This window comes from Rhizobium subbaraonis, assembly GCF_900220975.1.
GTDB lineage: Bacteria > Pseudomonadota > Alphaproteobacteria > Rhizobiales > Rhizobiaceae > Mycoplana > Mycoplana subbaraonis.
In genome coordinates this window covers 159401-179658 of the sequence record NZ_OBQD01000003.1, presented here as the reverse complement: position 1 = coordinate 179658, position 20258 = coordinate 159401, and the positions used below count along the sequence as shown (strand labels likewise).

17 protein-coding genes are annotated in these 20258 nt (G+C 64.5%); 13 read left to right on the top strand and 4 right to left on the bottom strand.

The annotated features are described in order from the left end of the window. Window positions 1-123: 123 nt before the first annotated feature. The gene (locus CRO48_RS05335; RefSeq protein WP_097137027.1) at window positions 124-1356 is read right to left on the bottom strand and encodes an HlyD family secretion protein; all 1233 of its coding nucleotides are present in this window, start codon (window positions 1354-1356) and stop codon (window positions 124-126) included. A gap of 153 nt (window positions 1357-1509) precedes the next feature. On the opposite strand from CRO48_RS05335, the gene CRO48_RS05330 reads away from it, so the two are divergent. The 5 genes from CRO48_RS05330 to lysS all read left to right on the top strand — a co-directional run bounded on the left by CRO48_RS05330 (window position 1510) and on the right by lysS (window position 8582). Further along, window positions 1510-2187: a TetR/AcrR family transcriptional regulator gene (locus tag CRO48_RS05330; RefSeq protein ID WP_097137025.1), complete on the top strand. Its 678-nt coding sequence runs from the start codon at window positions 1510-1512 to the stop codon at window positions 2185-2187. Between the two features lie 213 nt (window positions 2188-2400). Further along, window positions 2401-3159, top strand: coding sequence for a TerC family protein (locus CRO48_RS05325; RefSeq protein ID WP_097137023.1), 759 nt, complete (start codon window positions 2401-2403; stop codon window positions 3157-3159). Window positions 3160-3467: 308 nt separating this feature from the next. Continuing rightward, window positions 3468-5240 (top strand): SLC13 family permease, encoded by a 1773-nt coding sequence (locus CRO48_RS05320; RefSeq protein ID WP_097137022.1) that lies wholly within the window; start codon window positions 3468-3470, stop codon window positions 5238-5240. 216 nt (window positions 5241-5456) lie between these two features. Next, window positions 5457-6926 carry a glutamate--tRNA ligase gene (gltX, locus tag CRO48_RS05315; RefSeq protein ID WP_097137020.1) on the top strand — a complete coding sequence of 490 codons (1470 nt, stop codon included), beginning with the start codon at window positions 5457-5459 and terminating at the stop codon, window positions 6924-6926. A 159-nt stretch (window positions 6927-7085) separates the two neighbouring features. Next, complete coding sequence (gene lysS, locus CRO48_RS05310) at window positions 7086-8582, top strand: lysine--tRNA ligase (protein ID WP_097137494.1); 1497 nt, start codon at window positions 7086-7088, stop codon at window positions 8580-8582. A gap of 157 nt (window positions 8583-8739) precedes the next feature. On the opposite strand, the gene CRO48_RS05305 is transcribed toward lysS, so the two are convergent. Then, the gene (locus tag CRO48_RS05305; protein ID WP_097137018.1) at window positions 8740-9417 is read right to left on the bottom strand and encodes a hypothetical protein; all 678 of its coding nucleotides are present in this window, start codon (window positions 9415-9417) and stop codon (window positions 8740-8742) included. Between the two features lie 270 nt (window positions 9418-9687). Between CRO48_RS05305 and CRO48_RS05300 the strand changes: the two genes are divergently transcribed. The 6 genes from CRO48_RS05300 (at window position 9688) to CRO48_RS05275 (ending at window position 15566) form a co-directional block, all read left to right on the top strand. Beyond that, window positions 9688-10581, top strand: coding sequence for a metal ABC transporter substrate-binding protein (locus tag CRO48_RS05300; RefSeq protein ID WP_097137016.1), 894 nt, complete (start codon window positions 9688-9690; stop codon window positions 10579-10581). Window positions 10582-10583: 2 nt separating this feature from the next. Next, window positions 10584-11468: a manganese/iron ABC transporter ATP-binding protein gene (locus CRO48_RS05295; RefSeq protein ID WP_280952645.1), complete on the top strand. Its 885-nt coding sequence runs from the start codon at window positions 10584-10586 to the stop codon at window positions 11466-11468. 32 nt (window positions 11469-11500) lie between these two features. Beyond that, the gene (locus CRO48_RS05290) at window positions 11501-12331 is read left to right on the top strand and encodes a metal ABC transporter permease (protein ID WP_097137491.1); all 831 of its coding nucleotides are present in this window, start codon (window positions 11501-11503) and stop codon (window positions 12329-12331) included. After that, window positions 12328-13191, top strand: a complete 864-nt coding sequence (locus CRO48_RS05285) for a metal ABC transporter permease (RefSeq protein ID WP_097137014.1) — start codon at window positions 12328-12330, stop codon at window positions 13189-13191. Before CRO48_RS05290 ends, CRO48_RS05285 begins: the two co-directional genes overlap by 4 nt. Before the next feature lie 163 nt (window positions 13192-13354). Then, window positions 13355-14593 (top strand): NAD(P)/FAD-dependent oxidoreductase, encoded by a 1239-nt coding sequence (locus CRO48_RS05280; protein ID WP_097137012.1) that lies wholly within the window; start codon window positions 13355-13357, stop codon window positions 14591-14593. Between the two features lie 19 nt (window positions 14594-14612). Further along, the gene (locus tag CRO48_RS05275; protein WP_097137010.1) at window positions 14613-15566 is read left to right on the top strand and encodes a nucleoside hydrolase; all 954 of its coding nucleotides are present in this window, start codon (window positions 14613-14615) and stop codon (window positions 15564-15566) included. Between the two features lie 30 nt (window positions 15567-15596). Here the strand turns inward: CRO48_RS05275 and ung are convergent, their stop codons facing one another. Further along, entirely contained in the window at window positions 15597-16292 is a 696-nt protein-coding gene (ung, locus tag CRO48_RS05270; protein ID WP_097137008.1) for a uracil-DNA glycosylase, read from the bottom strand. Between the two features lie 169 nt (window positions 16293-16461). Next, entirely contained in the window at window positions 16462-17628 is a 1167-nt protein-coding gene (locus tag CRO48_RS05265) for a dihydrodipicolinate synthase family protein (RefSeq protein WP_097137006.1), read from the bottom strand. A gap of 531 nt (window positions 17629-18159) precedes the next feature. On the opposite strand from CRO48_RS05265, the gene CRO48_RS05260 reads away from it, so the two are divergent. Together CRO48_RS05260 and CRO48_RS05255 are read left to right on the top strand one after the other, a co-directional pair. Further along, on the top strand, window positions 18160-19260 hold the full coding sequence (locus CRO48_RS05260) for a LacI family DNA-binding transcriptional regulator (RefSeq protein ID WP_097137489.1): 1101 nt from the start codon (window positions 18160-18162) through the stop codon (window positions 19258-19260). After that, window positions 19202-20218 carry a Gfo/Idh/MocA family protein gene (locus CRO48_RS05255; RefSeq protein ID WP_097137004.1) on the top strand — a complete coding sequence of 339 codons (1017 nt, stop codon included), beginning with the start codon at window positions 19202-19204 and terminating at the stop codon, window positions 20216-20218. Before CRO48_RS05260 ends, CRO48_RS05255 begins: the two co-directional genes overlap by 59 nt. The last annotated feature ends 40 nt before the right edge of the window (window positions 20219-20258 follow it).

The window sequence follows — 20258 nt, the reverse complement described above, 5'->3', positions numbered from 1 at the left end:
CAGCACCCGGAAGGATGCCGAAGGGGCGGATGCGCCGTTTCAAGACTTCAGTTTCGACCTGCGCAACCTTTGGGCGGCGCAGCGGATGGGAGAATGCTGCACGCCCAAGCGGGCGCGCAGCATTCACTTTGCCGCAACGGTGCCTGCCTCTGGAGCCGTGCGGGTATCGACGTCGACGACGACGCTCAGGCCGGCCCGAAGGCGGCCGCTGTCGAGCGCATCCTGCGGCAGCGCGATGCGCACCGGCACCCGCTGGATGATCTTGGTGAAGTTGCCGGTCGCATTTTCCGGCGGCAGCAGCGAGAACACCGAGCCGGAGGCGGGCGCGATCGACTCCACGGTCGCCTGGATCGGATGGTCGTCATAGGCGTCCACGTGGACGTTGACCTTCGAACCGGGAACCAGGTGCGCGATCTGCGTCTCCTTGAAGTTGGCGTCGATGTAGAGCTCGCGCGTCGGCACCAGCGCCATCAGCCGCTGGCCCGGCGAAACGAGATCGCCGACCTGGACGGACCGGTTGCCGACGACGCCGTCATAGGGCGCCTTCAGGACGGTGAAGCCGAGGTCGCGCGCGGCCTTGTCGCGCTGCAGCTCGAGCGTGCGGATCGTACCCTCGGTCTCCCTGTACTGGGCTTCCAGCAGCGCGATGTTCGCCCTGGCCGAGACGATCGTCGCCTCGCCGCCCGCCAGATTGGCTTTCGCCTGATCGAGCGCAACATTGGCGCTGTCGAGTTCGGCGGTCGTTCCGACCGACTTCGACTGCAGCGTGCTGGCGCGGCCCTGGTTGATCTCCGCGCCGCGAACAGACGCCTCAAGCGCAGCCTTCTGCGCTTCTGCCTGGGTGAGCGAGGCCTTGGCGCCGTCGATCTGCGCATCGATGCGGCCGAGCGACAGCCTCGCGGTCGCGATCTGCGCGTTGGCCTGGTCCAGCGCGTTGCGATAGTCACCGTCGTCCAGCGTCACGAGCACGTCGCCCGCCTTGACCGACTGGTTGGCCGAGACATTGACCTGGGCGACATAGCCCGTCACCTTCGGCGAGATCGTCGCGATGTCTCCCTGGACATAGGCGTCGTCGGTCGAGACCATGAAGCGGCCGTTCGTCCACCATTCGTAGCCATAGGCGGCACCGCCGGCGAGAAGCGCAAGCAGCAGCACCGGCAGGACAAAGCGCTTGCCGCCGGACTTGGCGGGCGGGGAAGCTTCCGACACTGCAGGCCCCTGCGGCGCGGGCTCGGCCTTTGCCGGGCCGGCCGGCTGGGGCGCTTCCGCTGCCGGCTGAACGTCTGCCGCCTCGGGAACGAAATCATCGTCGACGGGGCGGACCTTGGCTTTGCTGGAACTCTTCGAGACCGACATCGGGATACCCGGCATATTTAGGGAAAGAAGCAATATCAAACTGAACTGAACCGTTCGGTTCGATTTGACATAGTCCTATTTCTGCTTCATATCAAGATCAAATCGAACCGAGCGGTTCGAAAACTGCAGCAAGGAGGCTTCATAGATAACGCTATGGAAACGGACGTATCGAAAGTTTGTCACGAGGATTGCGCGACACCCCCTGCCGGACGTCGCGTCGCCGGGGAGGACCCGGTCAAGCGTGAGCAAATTCTCGACGGCGCCAAACGCGTTTTCATGGAACAGGGCTTCGACGCGGCGAGCATGAACGACATCACCCGTGCCGCCGGCGTCTCGAAAGGCACCATCTATGTCTACTTCGAGAACAAGGAAGACCTCTTCGCCGAATTGATCCAGCGCGAGCGCTACCGGATCACCGAATCCGCCCGGCATGCGCTTGATGGGGGCGTCTCCGTCCGGGAAGCACTGCGCAGCTTCGGCATCCTCTTTGCCACGCACCTGACCTCGGAATACACCATCAAGGCGATACGCATGGTCATTTCCGTCAATCAGCGCATGCCGAACCTTGCCTGCACCTTCCTGTCCGCGACGCCGATGAACCCGGTGTCGGTCCTCAAGGGCTATCTCGAACGCCAGGTCGCCAAGGGGACGCTCGTGATCGACGACCCGGAACTGGCGGCCCGGCAGTTTCTCGAGCTCGCGACCGTCGGCTTCTTCAAGTATCGTCTCTTCGGCACAATGGACGCGCCGCCGCCGCCATCCGAGATCGAGCGCATCGTCGACGGCGGCATCCGGGTCTTTCTCGCCGCCTACGATGCGGCGCACAACTGAACGCCCCTCGGCGCGCCGCCCGGCATAGATTTCGACGGCTGAACGCCCGCCATCGCGCGCGACCGTTGCGGTGAACGGCAAACGGATCGCCCGCTCGGCGGCGGCTGTTTGCGCGCAAATCTGTGTTCGTCCGTCGGCGACGTCTTGCAACCCTCCCGGTTCTCCATACATATCAGCGTCATTCGACGCCCGAAACCGAGAGGAAGATACCGGATGGACAGCATCCTGGCCCTGATGCAGAGCCCAGAAGCATGGATTGCCCTTTTGACGCTGATCGTCATGGAAGTGGTCCTTGGCATTGACAACCTGATCTTCATCTCCATCCTCACCAACAAGCTTCCCCCCGACCAGCGGGAAACCGCACGCCGCGTCGGCATCGGCCTGGCACTCGTCATGCGGCTGGCACTGCTGGGAACCGTCGCCTGGATCGTCAAGCTGACGACTCCGGTATTCGAGCTCTTCGGGCACGGCTTCTCCTGGAAGGATGTGATCCTGATCGCCGGCGGCCTCTTCCTGGTGTGGAAGGCGACGAAGGAGATCCACCACAACGTCGACCCGGCCGACCACGACGAGGACTTCATCGCCTCGACGGCAAACGCCTCCTTCGGCGCTGCGATCGGCCAGATCCTGCTCCTGGACCTCGTTTTCTCGGTCGACAGCATCATCACCGCCGTCGGCATGACCCCGCACCTGCCGATCATGGTCGTGGCCGTGCTCGTGGCGGTCACCGTCATGCTGGTCGCAGCCACCCCGCTTGCGAACTTCATCGAGAAGAACCCGACCATCGTCATGCTGGCGCTGGCATTCCTGCTGATGATCGGCACCACGCTGATCGCCGAGGGCATGGGCTTCCACGTTCCCAAGGGCTACATCTATGCGGCGATGGCATTCTCCGCGCTGGTGGAAGTCCTGAATACGCTTTCACGCAATGCGAGGCTGAAAGCGAAGGCGGAAAAACGCGCGATGCATTGACGGGCCGGAGGCCGGCCCGCAGCGAAAGTCACACGAAAAAATGGCCGGCGAGACGATGCTCGCCGGCCTTTCAGTCTACGGGAAGCAGAAGGCGCAGGCCGAACGGGTAAGAAGCTCGACTGCCGTTGCGTTGGCCACAGGAAGAAACCGGAAAAATTCCCGTGTTCTCCATTCCCGTCATGTCCGGTTGACACGGCCACGCCTCCTGCGACCACAATGACCGGGCCTGGAAAAGGTTCCGGAACCATTTCTAAAGAAGCGAATTCCTGTCCCGCCGACGCCCCGCGCCGGCAAGCCCGGGGGTCATAATGTCGACACCGCAAATCTTGTCGTTCGCGATCATTCTTGCGATGATGGCGGCGTTCGTCTGGGGCAGACTGCGCTACGACGTCGTGGCCTGCCTTGCGCTGCTGATCGCCATTGCCGCCGGCATCGTCCCCTTCGACAAGGCGTTTTCCGGCTTCAGCGACGATATCGTCATCATCGTCGGCAGCGCTCTTGTGGTCAGCGCCGCCGTGGCGCGATCGGGCATCATCAACCGGGCAGTCCAACGCTTCTTCCCGAACATGTCGGCCTTCATGCCGCAGATGGTGCTCTTGCTGGTCGCCGTCGCTGTCATGTCCGCCTTCATCAAGAACATCGGCGCGCTCGCCATCATGATGCCGATGGCCTTCCAGTTCTCGCGCCGATCCGGGGTACCGGTTTCGCGCTATCTGATGCCCATGGCCTTCGCTGCCCTGCTCGGCGGACTGATGACGCAGATCGGCACCTCGCCGAACATCGTCGTCTCCCGCATGCGACAGGAGATTACGGGCGAGAGCTTCACCATGTTCGACTTCACCCCGGTCGGCGGCATCCTGACGGTGGCCGGCATCCTTTTCCTGCTCGCCCTTCACAAGCTCGTGCCCGTGCGCACCAACCAGAACCCGTCGCTGGACGAAGCGCTCGAACTCGGCACCTACTCGTCCGACGCAACGGTGACGAAAGAATCCGGCGCAGTCGGCAAGTCTCTGAACGCGGTGCTCAAGCCCGGCCATGGCGACATCGCCGCGACCGCGATCATTCGCGACGGTAGCCGCATGGCGCCGCTGCCGGACGTCACGGTCAAGGCCGGCGACACACTTCTTCTGGAGGGAACGCCGACGGCGCTCGACCAGGTGACGGAGGCCGCCGGCCTCAAGCTGTCCGGCAAGCCTATGCAGCAGGCGCCCGCCGCCGGCGAGGACATCGCCGCCGTCGAAGTGGTGGTCTCGACGGATTCCCGTCTTGCCGGCCTTTCCGCCCGCAGGCTCGCCCTGTTTCACAGCTACGGCATCAACCTGCTGGCCGTGAACCGGCAGGGAAAGCGCCTTTCCGAGCGGCTGAGCGAGGTGACGCTCGCGCCCGGCGACATGCTGATGGTACAGGGTGGCATGAAGACGCTGCCGGCGACGCTGCAGGAACTGGGCCTGCTGCCGCTGGCGCAAAGGCAGATCCTGCTCGGCACCAAGCGGCGCGCCTATGTGCCGCTCCTCGTGCTTGCCGCGGCAATGATCGCAAGCGCGACCGGCACGATCCCGGTCGCCACAGCCTTCTTCGCCGCCGCAGTCGCCATGCTCCTGCTGCGCGTCATCCCGCTGGCAGACGCCTACCGCGCCGTCGACGGGCCGATCCTCGTCATGCTGGCAGCGCTGATTCCCGTCGCCGATACGCTGCGCTCGACGGGGGGCAGCGAACTCATCGCCGGCTGGCTCGGCAGCGTCGCCTCGGGCCTGCCGGCCTACGGCGCGCTGGCAATGATCCTGCTGACGGCGATGGCCGTCACGCCCTTCCTCAACAATGCCGCCACGGTTCTGGTCATGGCGCCGATCGCCGTCAGCTTCGCCTCCGCCCTTGACTACCGGCCGGAAGCATTCCTGATGGCGGTCGCGATCGGCGCCGGCTGCGACTTTCTCACCCCCATCGGGCACCAGTGCAACACACTGGTGATGGGTCCGGGCGGCTACCGGTTCAGCGACTATCCGCGCCTGGGCCTGCCGCTTTCGCTGATGATCGTCCTCGTCAGCGTCCCGGCGCTGCTCTATGTCTGGCCGGTGAACTGAAGCGCCTCGCGGGACCTGACGGCTGGAACAGTGGCGAAGCGAGCGCGCCCCTTGACGCGCCGGGGCGAATGTGGTCTCACCCCAGCCCAAACGGAAAGCTTCATTTTGGCCGCAAAATTGGCGGTAAACCGGGCTTTCCCTCCCTAAAAGCATGAGCCGATCACGCGGAAATCCCTCCGCGGGACAGCATCACAGCATTTCGACCGGGCCGAAAACATGAGCACTTCCACGACGAACGCCCCCGTACGCGTCCGCATCGCACCCTCCCCCACCGGCGAACCCCATGTCGGCACCGCCTATATCGCGCTGTTCAACTACCTCTTCGCCAAGAAGCACAACGGCACCTTCATCCTGCGCATCGAGGACACCGATGCGACCCGCTCGACGCCGGAATTCGAGACCAAGGTGCTGGACGCTCTCAAGTGGTGCGGGCTCGACTGGTCCGAAGGCCCCGATATCGGCGGCCCCTACGGTCCGTATCGCCAGTCCGACCGCAAGGACATGTACCAGCCCTACGCGCAGGAACTGCTGGACAAGGGCCATGCCTTCCGCTGCTTCTGCACGCCCGAGCGGCTCGAGCAGATGCGCAATGCGCAGCGTGCCGAGGGCAAGCAGCCGAAGTATGACGGACTTTGCCTACACCTGTCGGCCGAGGAAGTGACCGCCAAGATGGCGGCGGGCGAAAGCTCCGTCGTCCGCATGAAGATTCCGGCCGAAGGCTCCTGCGACTTCACCGACGGCGTCTATGGCGACGTCTCGATCCCGTGGGACAGCGTCGACATGCAGGTGCTCATCAAGGGCGACGGCATGCCCACCTACCACATGGCGAACGTCATCGACGACCACCTGATGAAGATCACCCATGTGGCGCGCGGCGAGGAATGGCTGGCGTCGGTGCCGAAGCACATTCTGCTCTACCGCTATTTCGGCTGGGACGAGCCGACGTTCATGCATCTTTCCCTGATGCGCAACGCCGACAAGTCGAAGCTGTCGAAACGCAAGAACCCGACCTCGATCTCCTACTACTCCGCGCTCGGCTACATGCCGGAAGCGCTGATGAACTTCCTCGGCCTGTTCTTCATCCAGATCGCCGAAGGCGAGGAACTGATGACGATGCAGGAGCTGTCGGAGAAGTTCGATCCCGACAACCTGTCGAAGTCGGGCGCCATCTTCGACATCCAGAAGCTCGACTGGCTGAACGGCCGCTGGCTCCGCGAGAAGCTCTCGGAAGAGGAATTCGCAGCACGGGTGTTGACCTGGGCAATGGAGAACGATCGCCTGAAGGACGGCCTGAAGCTTTCCCAGTCGCGCATCACCAAGCTCGGCGAACTGCCCGACCTTGCCGGCTTCCTGCTGAAGTCCGACCTCGGACTGGAGCCGTCGGCCTTCGCCAAGGTGAAGTCCACGCCGGAGGAGATTCTGGAGATCCTCGACACGGTCCAGCCGGATCTCGAGAAGATCTTCGAGTGGAACGTCGAAAGCATCGAGGCCGAACTGCGCGCGATCGCCGACCGCATGGGCAAGAAGCTCAAGGTGGTGCTGGCGCCGCTGTTCGTTGCCGTGTCCGGCTCGTCGCGCTCGCTGCCGCTCTTCGATTCGATGGCCATCCTCGGCCGTTCCGTCGTCCGCCAGCGCCTGAAGGTCGCCGCCAAGGTGGTGGCTTCCATGACGGGAAGCGGGAAGTAAATCGGGGGAATGCCCCTCATCCGCCTGCCGGCACCTTCTCCCCATGCTGACGGGGAGAAGGACAAAGCCGCGAACGCCCGGTCCGTGCTCACCGCTTGCAGGGGCCAGGGCGAAAGGCAAACCGCAGACACGCGAACCTGCGATAGGATTTTGAACGACATGACCGATACCAAGACCGAAACCGCCCTTTCCTCCGACGCCGCCGAAGTGCGCCGCCAGAAGCTCGACCTGCTGCGCGAGCAGATCGGCGACGTCTATCCGGCGCATTTCCATCGCACGATCACCAATGCGGATCTGGCGACGAAATACGAGAACCTGGAGCCAGACACCGAGACCCAGGACGTCGTCACCGTTGCCGGCCGGGTCTATTCCTCGCGCAATTCCGGCATGTTCATGGACATCCACGACGCGTCGGGCAAGATCCAGATCTTCAGCCACAAAGACGTGACGCCGGAAGAAGCCCGCAACATGCTGTCGATGATCGACATCGGCGACATCATCGGTGTGACCGGCACGGTGCGCCGCACCAAGCGCGGCGAGCTCTCGATCAACGCGCGGGAAATCACCATGCTGACGAAGTCGCTGCTGCCGATGCCTGAAAAGTGGCACGGCGTCTCCGACATCGAGATCCGCTATCGCAAGCGCCATCTCGACATCATGACCAACGAGGAATCCAAGCTGCGCTTCCAGCAGCGCTCGAAGATCATTTCCGGCATCCGCCGCTTCATGGAGAACGACGGCTTCATGGAAGTCGAGACTCCGATGCTGCACTCCGTCTATGGCGGTGCGACGGCCGAGCCCTTCAAGACGCACCACAACACGTTGAAGCTGGACATGTTCCTGCGCATCGCGCCGGAGCTGTACCTGAAGCGCACGCTAGTCTCCGGCCTCACCGACAAGGTGTTCGAGATCAACCGCAACTTCCGCAATGAGGGCGTGTCCACTCGGCACAATCCCGAATTCACCATGATGGAATGCTACTGGGCCTATGCCGACTACGAGGACATCATGGACCTCGTGGAGCGCCTGTTCGCCGAGCTTGCAGTGAAGATCCACGGCTCGACCGAGTTCGCCTATGGCGACAAGGAAATCTCCTTCAAGGGCCCGTTCAAGCGCGTGCCGATGCCCGATGCCGTCAAGGAAGTAACCGGCATCGACTTCCTCGCGATCAAGACCGATGAGGAAGCCCGCGCCGCGGCCAAGGCCGCCGGCTTTGCGGTGGAGAAGGACTGGACCTGGGGCGAATGCCTCGCCTTCATCTTCGAGGAGAAGGTCGAGGGCACGCTGATCCAGCCGAGCCACGTCACCCATTTCCCCAAGGACATCTCGCCCTTCGCCAAGGAAGTGCCGGGCGAGCCGCGTCTCGTGGAACGCTTCGAGACCTATTGCAACACCTGGGAACTCGGCAACGCGTTCTCCGAGCTGAACGATCCGGTCGAACAGCGCGCCCGCATGGTCGAGCAGCTCGAACAGGCCCATGCGCGCGGCGAAAAGGAAAAGCAGCTGGACGACGAGTTCCTGGACGCGATCGACCAGGGCATGCCGCCGGCCGGCGGTCTCGGCATCGGCGTCGATCGCCTGATCATGCTCCTGACCAACGCGCCCTCGATCCGCGACGTCATCCTCTTCCCCGCCCGCCGGGCGAAGGCGGACTGACGAGTACGGCAGCGCGCGAAACGCTCCTGAAGCCCCGCCTCGAGCGGGGCTTTTCTTTTGTGCTTCTTCGGGCTGTGCTTCAGGGCCAAACGCAACAGTGCACGTGCGGCAAACTGGTCTTCACGGGGGAATTGGCGTCTGCCGAAAGCAAAAGGCGTCAGTGGCCCGCGGCGGCCGCGTGTTCCTGCGGTGCGGCTTCGCTTTCCGCATGCGCAGGAGCATGGCCGGCGTCACCTTCGCCATGATTTTCGGCGACACCCGTTCCCTCGGGAGCGTTCGGGTCGAGACAGTCTGCCTTGTCCGTCATCGCCGTGACGATGGTCTTGATTTCCGCGAGGCTCAAGGCCTTGCGCTCACCGTAAAACTCACCGTTTTCGGCGGCCGCTCCATCGATGACGCTTGCCTGGAATGGCGCGGTCATGCCGGAGATCTTGCCGGGATCGCGGCTGAACAGCACTTCCGCGCCGATCGCCCGCCCGCGCATGTCGGCGCGCAGCGCGGGACCGGCCTCATCCATAAGCACCACCTGATAGAGGTCCGCCTCTTCCTTGTTGGAGAGCGCGGCCGCCACGCGAAGAGCGGTCTTGATGCGCACGTCGCCGTCCTCGGCCGTCGAGCGGATGTAGTGGCGGATCCATTCCTGCCCGTCGCGCTTCTGCCGCAGGGTCATGACCGTGGTGCAGGCGGTGCCGGAAACACGTTCTTCCGACGGACCCAGGATCGCGTCGCGCCCGACGAAAACCGCCACCGCGCCGGATGCGCCGGTTAGAACGACGACGCCCGCGACAAGGACGACCACCTTCTTCGGCAACTGCAGCTTGGAGAGAAATTTCACCGGGACGCACTACTCTTGGACATGAAGGTTGCCGCCCCGAACGGACGTGCGGGAACTTCCGCCACCGTATTTCTGCGGCCGTTTCCGAAAACTTAAGAGATTGCAGAACGAGCCCGCCGTGCCGGATTCCCTCTGCCGATGGTTAACAAAGTCCCTCCGGCCGGTTACGCGCAACGCTAATTTGCGAATGATTTGCAATTGCATTGACACTTCAAATTTGCCGCCTATATTTTATTGCAACTCATTTGCAAAAGCGTATGGTCTCAATCAATGATCTCAGGAATTTTGAAATCCCTCCTCGCAGCACTTGTCACGTTCAGCGGGGCGACATTTGCAGCGGCACAGGAAAAGCCGAAGGTCATCACCACCTTCACCGTCATCGCCGACATTGCCCGCAATGTCGCCGGCGACGCCGCGGTCGTGGACTCGATCACCAAACCCGGAGCCGAGATCCACAACTACCAGCCGACGCCGCGCGACATCCTCAAGGCGCAGGACGCCTCGCTGGTGCTGTGGAACGGACTGAACCTCGAGCGCTGGTTCGAGAAGTTCCTCGCCAATCTCAACGACGTCCCGAACGCCGTCGTCTCCGATGGCGTCGAGCCGATGGGGATTAGCGAAGGCCCCTACAGCGGCAAGCCCAATCCGCATGCCTGGATGTCGCCCGACAACGGGCTGATATATGTCGAGAACATCCGCAAGGCGTTGACAGAAATCGATCCGCAAAATGCCGCCGTCTATGAGGCGAACGCCAAGGCCTATGGCGAGAAGATCAGGGCGCTGTCGGAACAGATCAAGGCAGAGCTCGGCAAGCTGCCGGAAGAAAAGCGCTGGCTCGTCACCAGCGAGGGCGCCTTCTCCTACCTCGCCCGCGACTTCGGCCTGAAGGAGCTGTTCCTCTGGCCGATCAACGCCGACCAGCAGGGTACCCCCAAGCAGGTCAAGGCGGTGATCGATGCCGTGCGCGAGCACGACATTCATGTCGTCTTCTCCGAAAGCACCGTTTCCGACAAGCCCGCCAGACAGGTTGCCGCCGAGACCGGGGCTGCCTATGGCGGCGTCCTCTACGTCGACAGCCTCAGCGAGATCGACGGACCGGTGCCCACCTACCTCGACCTGCTGCGCGTCACGTCCGAGACCATCGTGAAGGGACTTTCGCAATGATGATGATGGGGGGCCGCGGCAAGCCGGTAGACGGGATTGTGGCGGAAGACGTCACCGTCACCTACCGGACCGGGGTGACCGCGCTCAAGCATGCGAGCTTCTCGGTGCCGCGCGGCACAATCACGGCGCTCGTCGGCGTCAACGGCAGCGGCAAGTCCACCCTTTTCAAGGCGATCATGGGTTTCGTGCCGCTGGCCGGCGGCAGGGTCACCATCCTCGGCATGCCGGTGCGCGAGGCCCTGAAGAAAAACCTCGTCGCCTACGTCCCGCAGGCCGAGGAGGTGGACTGGACGTTCCCGGTCCTCGTCGAGGACGTGGTGATGATGGGGCGCTACGGGCACATGAACTGGCTGCGCATCCCTTCCCGGCACGACCACGAGATGGTCGCCGAGGCGCTGGCCCGCGTCAACATGAGCGATTTCCGCAAGCGCCAGATCGGCGAACTCTCCGGCGGCCAGCGCAAGCGTGTGTTCCTCGCAAGAGCGCTGGCGCAGGAAGGCCAGGTGATCCTGCTCGACGAGCCCTTCACCGGCGTCGACGTCACCACCGAGGAACAGATCGTCGAGCTGCTCGGGACGCTGCGCGACGAAGGGCGGGTGATGCTGGTTTCGACGCACAATCTCGGCAGCGTGCCGGACTTCTGCGACCGCACCGTCTTCGTCAAGGGCACCGTGATCGCGTCCGGCCCGACAGCCGAGACGTTCAACGAGGCGAACCTGGAGCGCGCCTTCGGCGGCGTGCTGCGCCATTTCATCCTGTCCGGCCAGGATCTGCACGAGGATGCCGATCCGCGCCAGGTCAAGGTCATCAGCGACGACGAGCGTCCCTTCGTCATCTACGGCGCCAAGGGCAGCCCGGCTGCGGAACCGGAGAAGACGGACCAGTGAGCACGCTCCTCGAACCCTTCGGCTACGACTACATGGTCAACGCCATGTGGGTCAGTGCGCTCGTCGGCTGCGTCTGCGGCTTTCTTTCCGCCTATCTCATGCTCAAGGGCTGGTCGCTGATCGGCGACGCGCTTTCCCACGCGATCGTGCCGGGCGTCGCCGGCGCCTATATGCTGGGCCTGCCCTTCGCCGTCGGCGCCTTCCTGTCCGGCGGCCTCGCCGCCGGCGCCATGCTCTTCCTCAATCACCGCACCAGGCTGAAGGAAGATGCGATCATCGGCATGATCTTCACCTCCTTCTTCGGCGTCGGGCTGTTCATGGTGTCGCTCTCGCCCACCTCGGTGAACATCCAGACGATCGTGCTCGGCAACATCCTGGCGATCACGCCGGCCGACACGCTGCAGCTCGCCATCATCGGCGGCGTGACGCTGGTCGTCCTGCTTTTGAAATGGAAGGACCTGATGGTCACCTTCTTCGACGAGAACCACGCCCGATCGATCGGGCTGAAGCCGCTGGCGCTGAAGCTCCTGTTCTTCACCCTTCTTGCGGCCTCCACCGTCGCAGCGCTGCAGACCGTCGGCGCCTTCCTGGTCATCGCGATGGTCGTCACGCCCGGCGCCACCGCCTACCTGCTGACGGACCGCTTCCAGCGCATCATCCTGATCGCAGCCCTGCTCGGCGCCGGTACCAGCTTTGTCGGCGCCTATGTCTCCTATTTTCTCGACGGCGCCACCGGCGGCATCATCGTCGTCCTGCAGACGCTGATCTTCCTCGCAGCCTTCGTCTTCGCGCCCAAGCACGGGATGATCGCGATCCGCCGCAAGGGCCGCCTCGCCCTGGAGCAGAAAGGCGGGCCGGCATGAGCGAATTCCTCGAACTGGCGGTCATGCCCTTCCGGCTGGGCTTCATGCAATACGCCTTCGCCGTCACGCTGATGATCGCCGTGCCGATGGCACTGCTGTCCTGCTACCTCGTGCTCAAGGGCTGGTCGCTGATGGGCGATGCGGTTTCCCATGCGGTGCTGCCCGGCGTCGTCATCGCCTATGTGGTGGGCCTTCCCCTTGCGATCGGCGCCTTCGTCGCGGGGCTGTTCTGCGCCCTGGCCGCCGGCTACGTGCGCAACAACAGCCGCGTGAAGGAGGATACGGTGCTCGGGATCGTCTTTTCCGGCATGTTCGGCCTCGGCATCGTCCTCTACGTCGCCGTCGAATCCGACGTCCATCTCGACCACATCCTGTTTGGAGACATGCTCGGCATCACGCTTCCCGATCTCGTGGAAACGGGCCTGATCGCGCTCGCCTGCGCCGCCTTCATCCTGTTCTTCCGCAAGGATCTTCTCGTCCAGGCGTTCGACCGGCAGCATGCCGCGGCAATCGGCCTGCCCGTCCGCCTGCTGCACTACGGCCTGCTCGCGGTGATTTCGCTGGTGGTCGTCGGCGCGCTCAAGGCGGTCGGCATCATCCTGTCGGTGTCGCTGCTGGTCGCGCCCGGCGCGATTGCGGCCCTGCTGACGCGGCGGTTCGGATCGATGCTGCTCGCGGCGGTGGCAATTGCCGTCGGCGCATCCCTCACCGGCATCTATGTCAGCTTCTTCCTCGACAGCGCCCCGGCACCGACGATCGTCGTGACGTTGACCATTCTCTTCGTCGCAGCCTTCCTCCGCCAGACGATCGCAAGCAGCTCTGCCGCCACCAGGCCCGCCCGCCCGCCCGCGGGCGGCTGACACCGGTCACAGCCGGCGCCCCAGCCGACAGCCCCGGGTATCCGCCGGCGTTGTCCGGACGGCCCCCGCACGCGGTCGACAGCATTTTCTTTTCCGTCTATCGTCCGCCGCGGTCAGAAGGGCCGCTTCGCGTCGGACCACGCATTTACCGAGCAGGACAGGCATGGCACATATCGGCATCGTCGGCGGCGGCATCATTGGCTGCGCCACAGCGCTCCATCTCCTCGACCGAGGCCATCAGGTGACGATCATCGAGCGCGATGCGGGGGGCCTGCCGGCTTCGGTCGGCAATGCGGGCATCCTCGCTATTCCCGAGATCGACCCGATCGCGAGCCCCGGCATGCTGCTGTCCGTTCCGCGCTGGCTGCTCGATCCCCTCGGCCCGCTGGCGCTGCGCTGGGGCGACATGCCCGCGATGCTGCCCTGGCTGATGAAGCTTCTGCGCTCCTCCAGCCCCGCTACTGTGGAGCGCTCCCGAGCTACGCTGGCCTTCCTGATGAAAAGCGCCGCTGCCGACCAAACCGCTCTGGCGCGGATCGCCGGCATCAGCGGCCATCTGCGCCAGGGCGGCGCGCTGACCGTTTTCGACACGGAAACGGCCCGCGACAAGGCCTTTGCCCGTGCGAGCGAAAACGCCCGCCTCCTCGGCGGCTTCGGCATCGACAAGCTCGATGCGGCCGAGTCGCGGCGGCGGGTGCCGGCATTGTCGGGCAATTTCGCCGGCGCGATCTACAACGACGGCTACCAGACCTTCGAGTATCCGCTGACGTTCCTGCGTCGTCTGCAGGCGGTCCTGCGCGAGCGGGCCACCTTCATCGACGCGGCCGCCTCCATGCTGACCTGGGGCGAGCAAGGCATCACGGTGCGAACCGAAGCGCAGAACAACCACCTTTTCGACAAGGCGGTGGTCGCAGCCGGTATCTGGTCCAGGCCGCTGGTCGAGCGCATGGGTCTCCACGTACTGCTCGAAACCGAGCGCGGCTATAACACCACCTTCGTCAACCCCACCGTGACGCTGGAAATGCCGGTGTTCTTCTCCGAACACGGCTTCGTCGCCACGCCCTTCGAAAACATGCTGCGCGTGGGCGGCGCCGTAGAGCTGGCGCGTCCGGAGACGGCTGCCAACTATGCGCGCGCCGCCGCCATGCGCCGGAAGATGCGCCGCTACGTGCCCGATCTGCCCGAAGAGGGCGGCACCGAGTGGATGGGCCGCCGCCCCTCGACGCCGGATTCCATCCCTGTCATCGGCCTGCATCCTGGCGACGCCCGTATCGCGTTCGCCTTCGGCCACGGCCATCTCGGCCTGACGCTCGCCGCCACCACCGGGCGCCATGTCGCCGACCTTTTCGCCGGCGCAGCAGGGGCCGAACTCGAACCCTTCTCCATCCGGCGCTTCCAGTAACACCGAAAGTCCTTCTTCCATGCACAAGGTCATATTCGACACCGATCCCGGCATCGACGACGCGATGGCGCTGCTGTTCTTGCATCACCATCCCGATATCGACCTGATCGGCATCACTACCGTCTTCGGCAATGCTTCCGTCGAGACGACGACGCGCAACGCGCTGTTTCTGAAGCGAGAATGGGAGATTGCCGCCCCGGTTGCCATGGGCGACGGCAAGGCGTTCAATCCCATGCGCAATCCGGTCGACTGGCCCGTCATGATCCACGGCCGCGACGGGCTCGGCAACATCGACGTTCCCGAAACGATCGACCTGCCGGTCGATCCGCTGCCGGCGCACCGCTTCATCATCGACACCGTCAGGAAAAATCCGGGAGAGGTGACGCTGATCGCCGTCGGGCGCATGTCGAACCTCGCCTTCGCGCTGAAGGAGGCCCCGGAGATTGCCACGCTCGTCAAGCAGGTCATCATCATGGGCGGCGCCTTCGACGTTCCCGGCAACATTACGCCCGCAGCCGAGGCCAACATCCATGGCGATCCCGAAGCTGCGGACGTGGTAATGACCGCGCCCTGGAAGGTGACCGTCGTCGGCCTCGACGTGACGATGAAGACGGTGATGACGCGCACGCTGCTCGACGCGATCGTCGAGAAGGGCGGCGCCCGTGCGAAACTCCTCTCCGACATCTCGCAGCTCTACATCGATTTCTACGGCCGCCACGTGAAGGACGGCATGGTCGTCCACGACAGCTGCGCCTGCGCCTATCTGGTCGCACCCGAACTCTTCACCACGCGTTCGGGCGTAATCCGTGTCGTCTCAGGCGGCATTGCCGACGGGCAGACGATCCAGAAACCGGACGGCCGCGCCTTCCCGCCCGGCAACTGGGACGATTTCCCGAGCCAGCATGCCTGCACCGGCATCGATGCGGATGCCGTTCTTGACCTGATCGCAAGGACGCTGGCCCGCCCTGCATGACGGCGGACGACATCGTTGGGGGCTTGCCCCCTACTCCACCCGTTCGGGCAACTGCCAGTCGACCGGCGTGCGACCGCGGCTTTCAAGGAAGGCATTCGCCTTGGAAAAATGCCGGCAGCCGAGGAAGCCGCTATGCGCGGACAATGGCGAGGGATGCGGCGCGCGCAGCACCAGATGCTTTTCCTGGTCCACGAAGGCGGCCTTCTTCTGCGCGTAGGAGCCCCAGAGCATGAAGACGACGGGCTGGTCGTTTTCGTTGACCGCCCGGATCACCGCATCCGTGAAGCGTTCCCAGCCCTGTCCCTGATGCGAGGCCGCGCGCCCCATTTCCACCGTCAGCACGCTGTTGAGCAACAGGACGCCCTGCCGCGCCCAGTGCTCGAGAAAGCCGTGGCGCGCGGGCGGGATGCCGATGTCGGCTGAGATTTCCTTGTAGATGTTGACGAGCGAAGGCGGGATGCGCACGCCCGGCCGGACGCTGAAGCAGAGCCCGTGTGCCTGCCCCTCGCCGTGATAGGGATCCTGTCCGAGGATCACCACCTTCACCTCTTCGAGTGGCGTCAGGTCGAGCGCGCGAAAATATTCCGCCCCCTTTGGGAAGATGCGCTTTCCCTGCTCCTTCTCGCGGATAAGAAAGCTTCTCAGCGCCGCCATGTACGGGCTTTCGAACTCCGCCGCGAGCGGCCCCTTCCAGCTTTCCCCAATCCGGGCGTCCGCAGCCGTCATCCTCGCTCTCCTGCCGTTTGCCATGGCTCTGGATAGCGCACCGGCTCGAAAAGCAAAATGCCCAGATTGCGCCGAGCCGCAACATGGCGCACGACGACGAACCGTCCGCCCGCCCTCTCGTGCGCAGGCCGAGCGAACGGCGCAAGGACCTGCGATGGCCGCCCTGCGCCTAGTCGCCCACGCCCATCACCGCCATCAGGCTCTTCATCCGCGCGGCCGCCAGGTCCGGCTTGTCCAGCACATGGGCGCGGTCGGCAAGCCGGAAAACTTCGGCATAGTGGAGCATGCCGCGTGCGGATTGCATGCCGGCCGGCATGGTGAAATGCGACTGGTGCCCGTTCAGCCAGGCAAGGAAGACGACGCCGGCCTTGTAATACTGCGTCGGCGCTTCGAAGATCTTCCGCGACAGCGGCACGGTCGGCGCAATCACGGAACGGAACGTCGCGACATCGCCCGCCGCAAGGCAGGCGAGCGCCATCGACGCCTGGGGTGCCACCGCGTCGAAGATGCCGAGCAGGGCATGGCTGTACTTCCGGCCATCGCCCTCGATCAGCTCGGCGTAATTGAAATCGTCGCCTGTAAAGCAAAGCACGCCATCGGGCAGCCGGTCCCGCAGCGCCACCTCCTTGGCATTGTCGAGCAGCGAAATCTTGATGCCTTCCACTTTCTCCCTGTTTTCCTCGATGATGGAGATGACAGTGGAAAGCGCGCCCTCGAAGTGATCGCTGCCCCAGTAGCCCTTCAGCTGCGGATCGAACATGTCACCCAGCCAGTGCAGCACGACCTTGTCCTTGGCCTGCCCGAGAATGCGGCCGTAGACCTTGCGGTAGTCGTCGGGCGAGCGCGCGACGCGCGCAAGCGCCCGGCTCGCCATCATGATGGCGCGGCCGCCATGCTTTTCGACGAAGCCGACCTGCTCTTCATAGGCGGCGATCACGTCGTCCAGCGCGCGCGTGTCGGCCGGCGAGAGCTGGTCCGTGCCCGCACCGCAGGCAAGGTCGGCGCCGGGCAGCGTCCGGGCCTCCGCAAGCGAGCGGCGGATCAGCTCCTGCGCGCCGGCCCAGTCGAGCCCCATGCCGCGCTGGGCCGTGTCCATCGCCTCGGCGATGCGAAAGCCGAGCGACCACAGGTGATGCCGGAACGCCAGCGTCGCCTCCCAGTCGATCGCAGGCGCCTCCCAGGGACGGGTCTCGCGCAATGGATCGGAGACCACGTGGGCGGCCGCATAGGCGATGCGGTTGAAAGCCGGCGGGGCCTTCGGACGCTCGGTCGGCGTTCCGGTCAGCGTGTAGGGCGCGATGCTGCCGTCCGCGCCCGGCAGGTTGACTGTCGGCATGGAAACCTCCTCCTTGGTTCGAGGACAGGGCATAATTTAGATCGTTCCAAATTGCAAGGGGATGAAAGTGAGACCGAGTTGCGAAGATGCGCACCAGGCCGGCTGCATGCTCCGCCCCACTAGTGCGCGACGTCTACAGCGAAACAGGCCTCGCAACGGATCCACTTCGCTCGACGCAACGGACAACACTCACCGACGTTATCCTCGGGATTGCCCCGAGGATCTGGATCGTCAAGAATTTTCATTATTATCATGATGATAGATAGTGCATGACGGCATCACCCCAGATGGCCGGGACAAGCCCGAGCATGACGGAGAGACAGAAGATTGCGGAGAAGCAGGCGAAGATGGGGCCGTGCGTAACTGCCGGGTCGATGCCGACTCGCCGTGCAAAGCCACAAGGCCGCGAATAACTGGCACCGGCGCAACCTCCCTCACCCATCTCCCCAAAACCCGCTTGACTAATTTGGAACGATCCAATAATCCTGCCCCTCGAAAGCGGACGAGGAGGTCCGCAAGGGAGCATTGACCGTGACGAAAAGCCGGGTGACCGTTGTCGATATTGCACGCGCCGCCGGCGTGTCGAAGTCGACCGTCTCGCTCGTCCTGCAGGCAAGCCCGCTGGTCAACGAGCAGACCCGCGCCAGGGTGAATGCCGCCATCCGCGATCTCGGCTACGTCTACAATCGCGGCGCTGCAAACCTGCGCCAGACGGCCTCGTCGAAGATCGTCGGCATCGTCGTCAACGACCTCACCAATTCCTTCTTTGCCGAACTCGCCGTCGGCATGGACATGGTCATGCAGTCGGCGGGCTTCGTCCAGTTCCTGGCCAATACCGGCGAAAGCCTGGACCGGCAGCGCGAGGTGATCGCCTCGATGCGCGAGCACGGCATTTCAGGCCTGATCATCTCGCCGGCCCGCGGCACGGATGCGAGCGATTTCAAGCCGCTGATTGCTGCCGGCGTGCCGGTCGTGATCGTGGTCCGCAACATCGCGGGTGCCAAGGTTTCGTCTCTGCTTTCGGACAACTATGCCGGTGCGCGCGCAGCGACCGAGCACCTGATCGCGCTCGGCCATCGCCGCATCGCCTTTCTCGGCGGTTTTGCCGACACCGCCGTTTCCGCCGACCGCATCGACGGCTACCGCGATGCCCTCGCGGCCGGCGGGCTCGCGGCCGACGCGGCGCTTGTCGTCAACTCCGCGCCCTCGCGCGCCGGCGGCGTGGCCGCGATCGAACGCGCCATGCTGATTGCCGATCGGCCGACGGCGGCGCTGTGCTTCAACGACGCGGTCGCCTTCGGCGTCTGCGACGGCCTGCGCGCCCGCAGCCTGGAGCCGGGCCGCGACTTCGGCGTCGTCGGTTTCGACGACGTGATCGAGGCGCAGACGGCGGTGCCTGCCTTGACGACGGTTTCCGTCGATCCGCAGGGCATGGGCCGGCGCGCCGCACAAATGCTTCTGAAACAGATCAATTCCGGCCGGGTGGAGGCCGAGGCGCAGGTCGCCTCGGTTCGGCTGGTGGTGCGCCAGAGCTGCGGCACTGTCGCTGGACCATGGGGTGGAGGAGCCTCGCATGACACAATCGCAAACGACACGATGGGGACTGATCGGCGCCAGCACGATCGCCCATGAATGGGTTATCGGCGCGATCCGCGCCACCGGCGGCGAGATCGTCTGCGTGATGAGCACGAACGCCGAGCGCGGCCGCGCCTATGCCGCCGATCACGGCATCGCAAAGGCGGTGACGCGACTGGAGGCGCTTGTCGGCGATCCTGAAATCGACGCCGTCTACATTTCCACCACAAACGAACTGCACCGCGACCAGGCGATTGCAGCCGCCCGCGCTGGCAAGCATATCCTGTGCGAAAAACCGCTGGCGACCTCACTTCCGGATGCGCGCGCCATGGTGAAGGCTGCGAAGGAGGCAGGCGTCGTGATGGCGACGAACCATCACCTGCGCAATGCCGCCACCCATCGCGCCATGCGCGACGCAATCGCCTCCGGCCGGATCGGCACGCCGCTTTCGGCACGCGTCTTCCATGCCGTCTACCTGCCGCCGCACCTGCAGGGCTGGCGTCTCGAGCGGCCGGAAGCGGGCGGCGGCGTCATTCTCGACATCACCGTCCACGACGCCGACACGCTGCGCTTCGTGCTCGACGACGACCCGGTAGAGGCAATCGCCTTCAGCCACCAGGGCGGGATGGCCAGGGCAGGGCTGGAGGATGCGGTGATGGGCGTGCTGCGTTTCCGCTCCGGCGTGATCGCGCAGTTCCACGACGGCTTCACCACGAAATATGCGGAGACGGGCCTGGAAGTACACGGCAGTTCGGGCTCGCTGATCGGCCGCAACGTCATGAGCCAGCGCGCCATCGGCACCGTGACGCTGCACGATGCCGACGGCGAGCACGAACTGCCGCTCGATCACGCCAACCTCTATGAGACGGCACTGGCCGCCTTTCACGCAGCCATCGCCGGAAAGGGCCAGCCGTCCGCCACGGGCGAGGACGGCATCTGGTCGCTGGCAACGGGACTTGCCGTCGTCGAGGCCGCCCGCAGCGGTGCGGCCGTCAAGATCGAACCCGGACTGTGAAGGGGGCTGGTGATCTGATGCGAACGCTCTCTCCAATCGG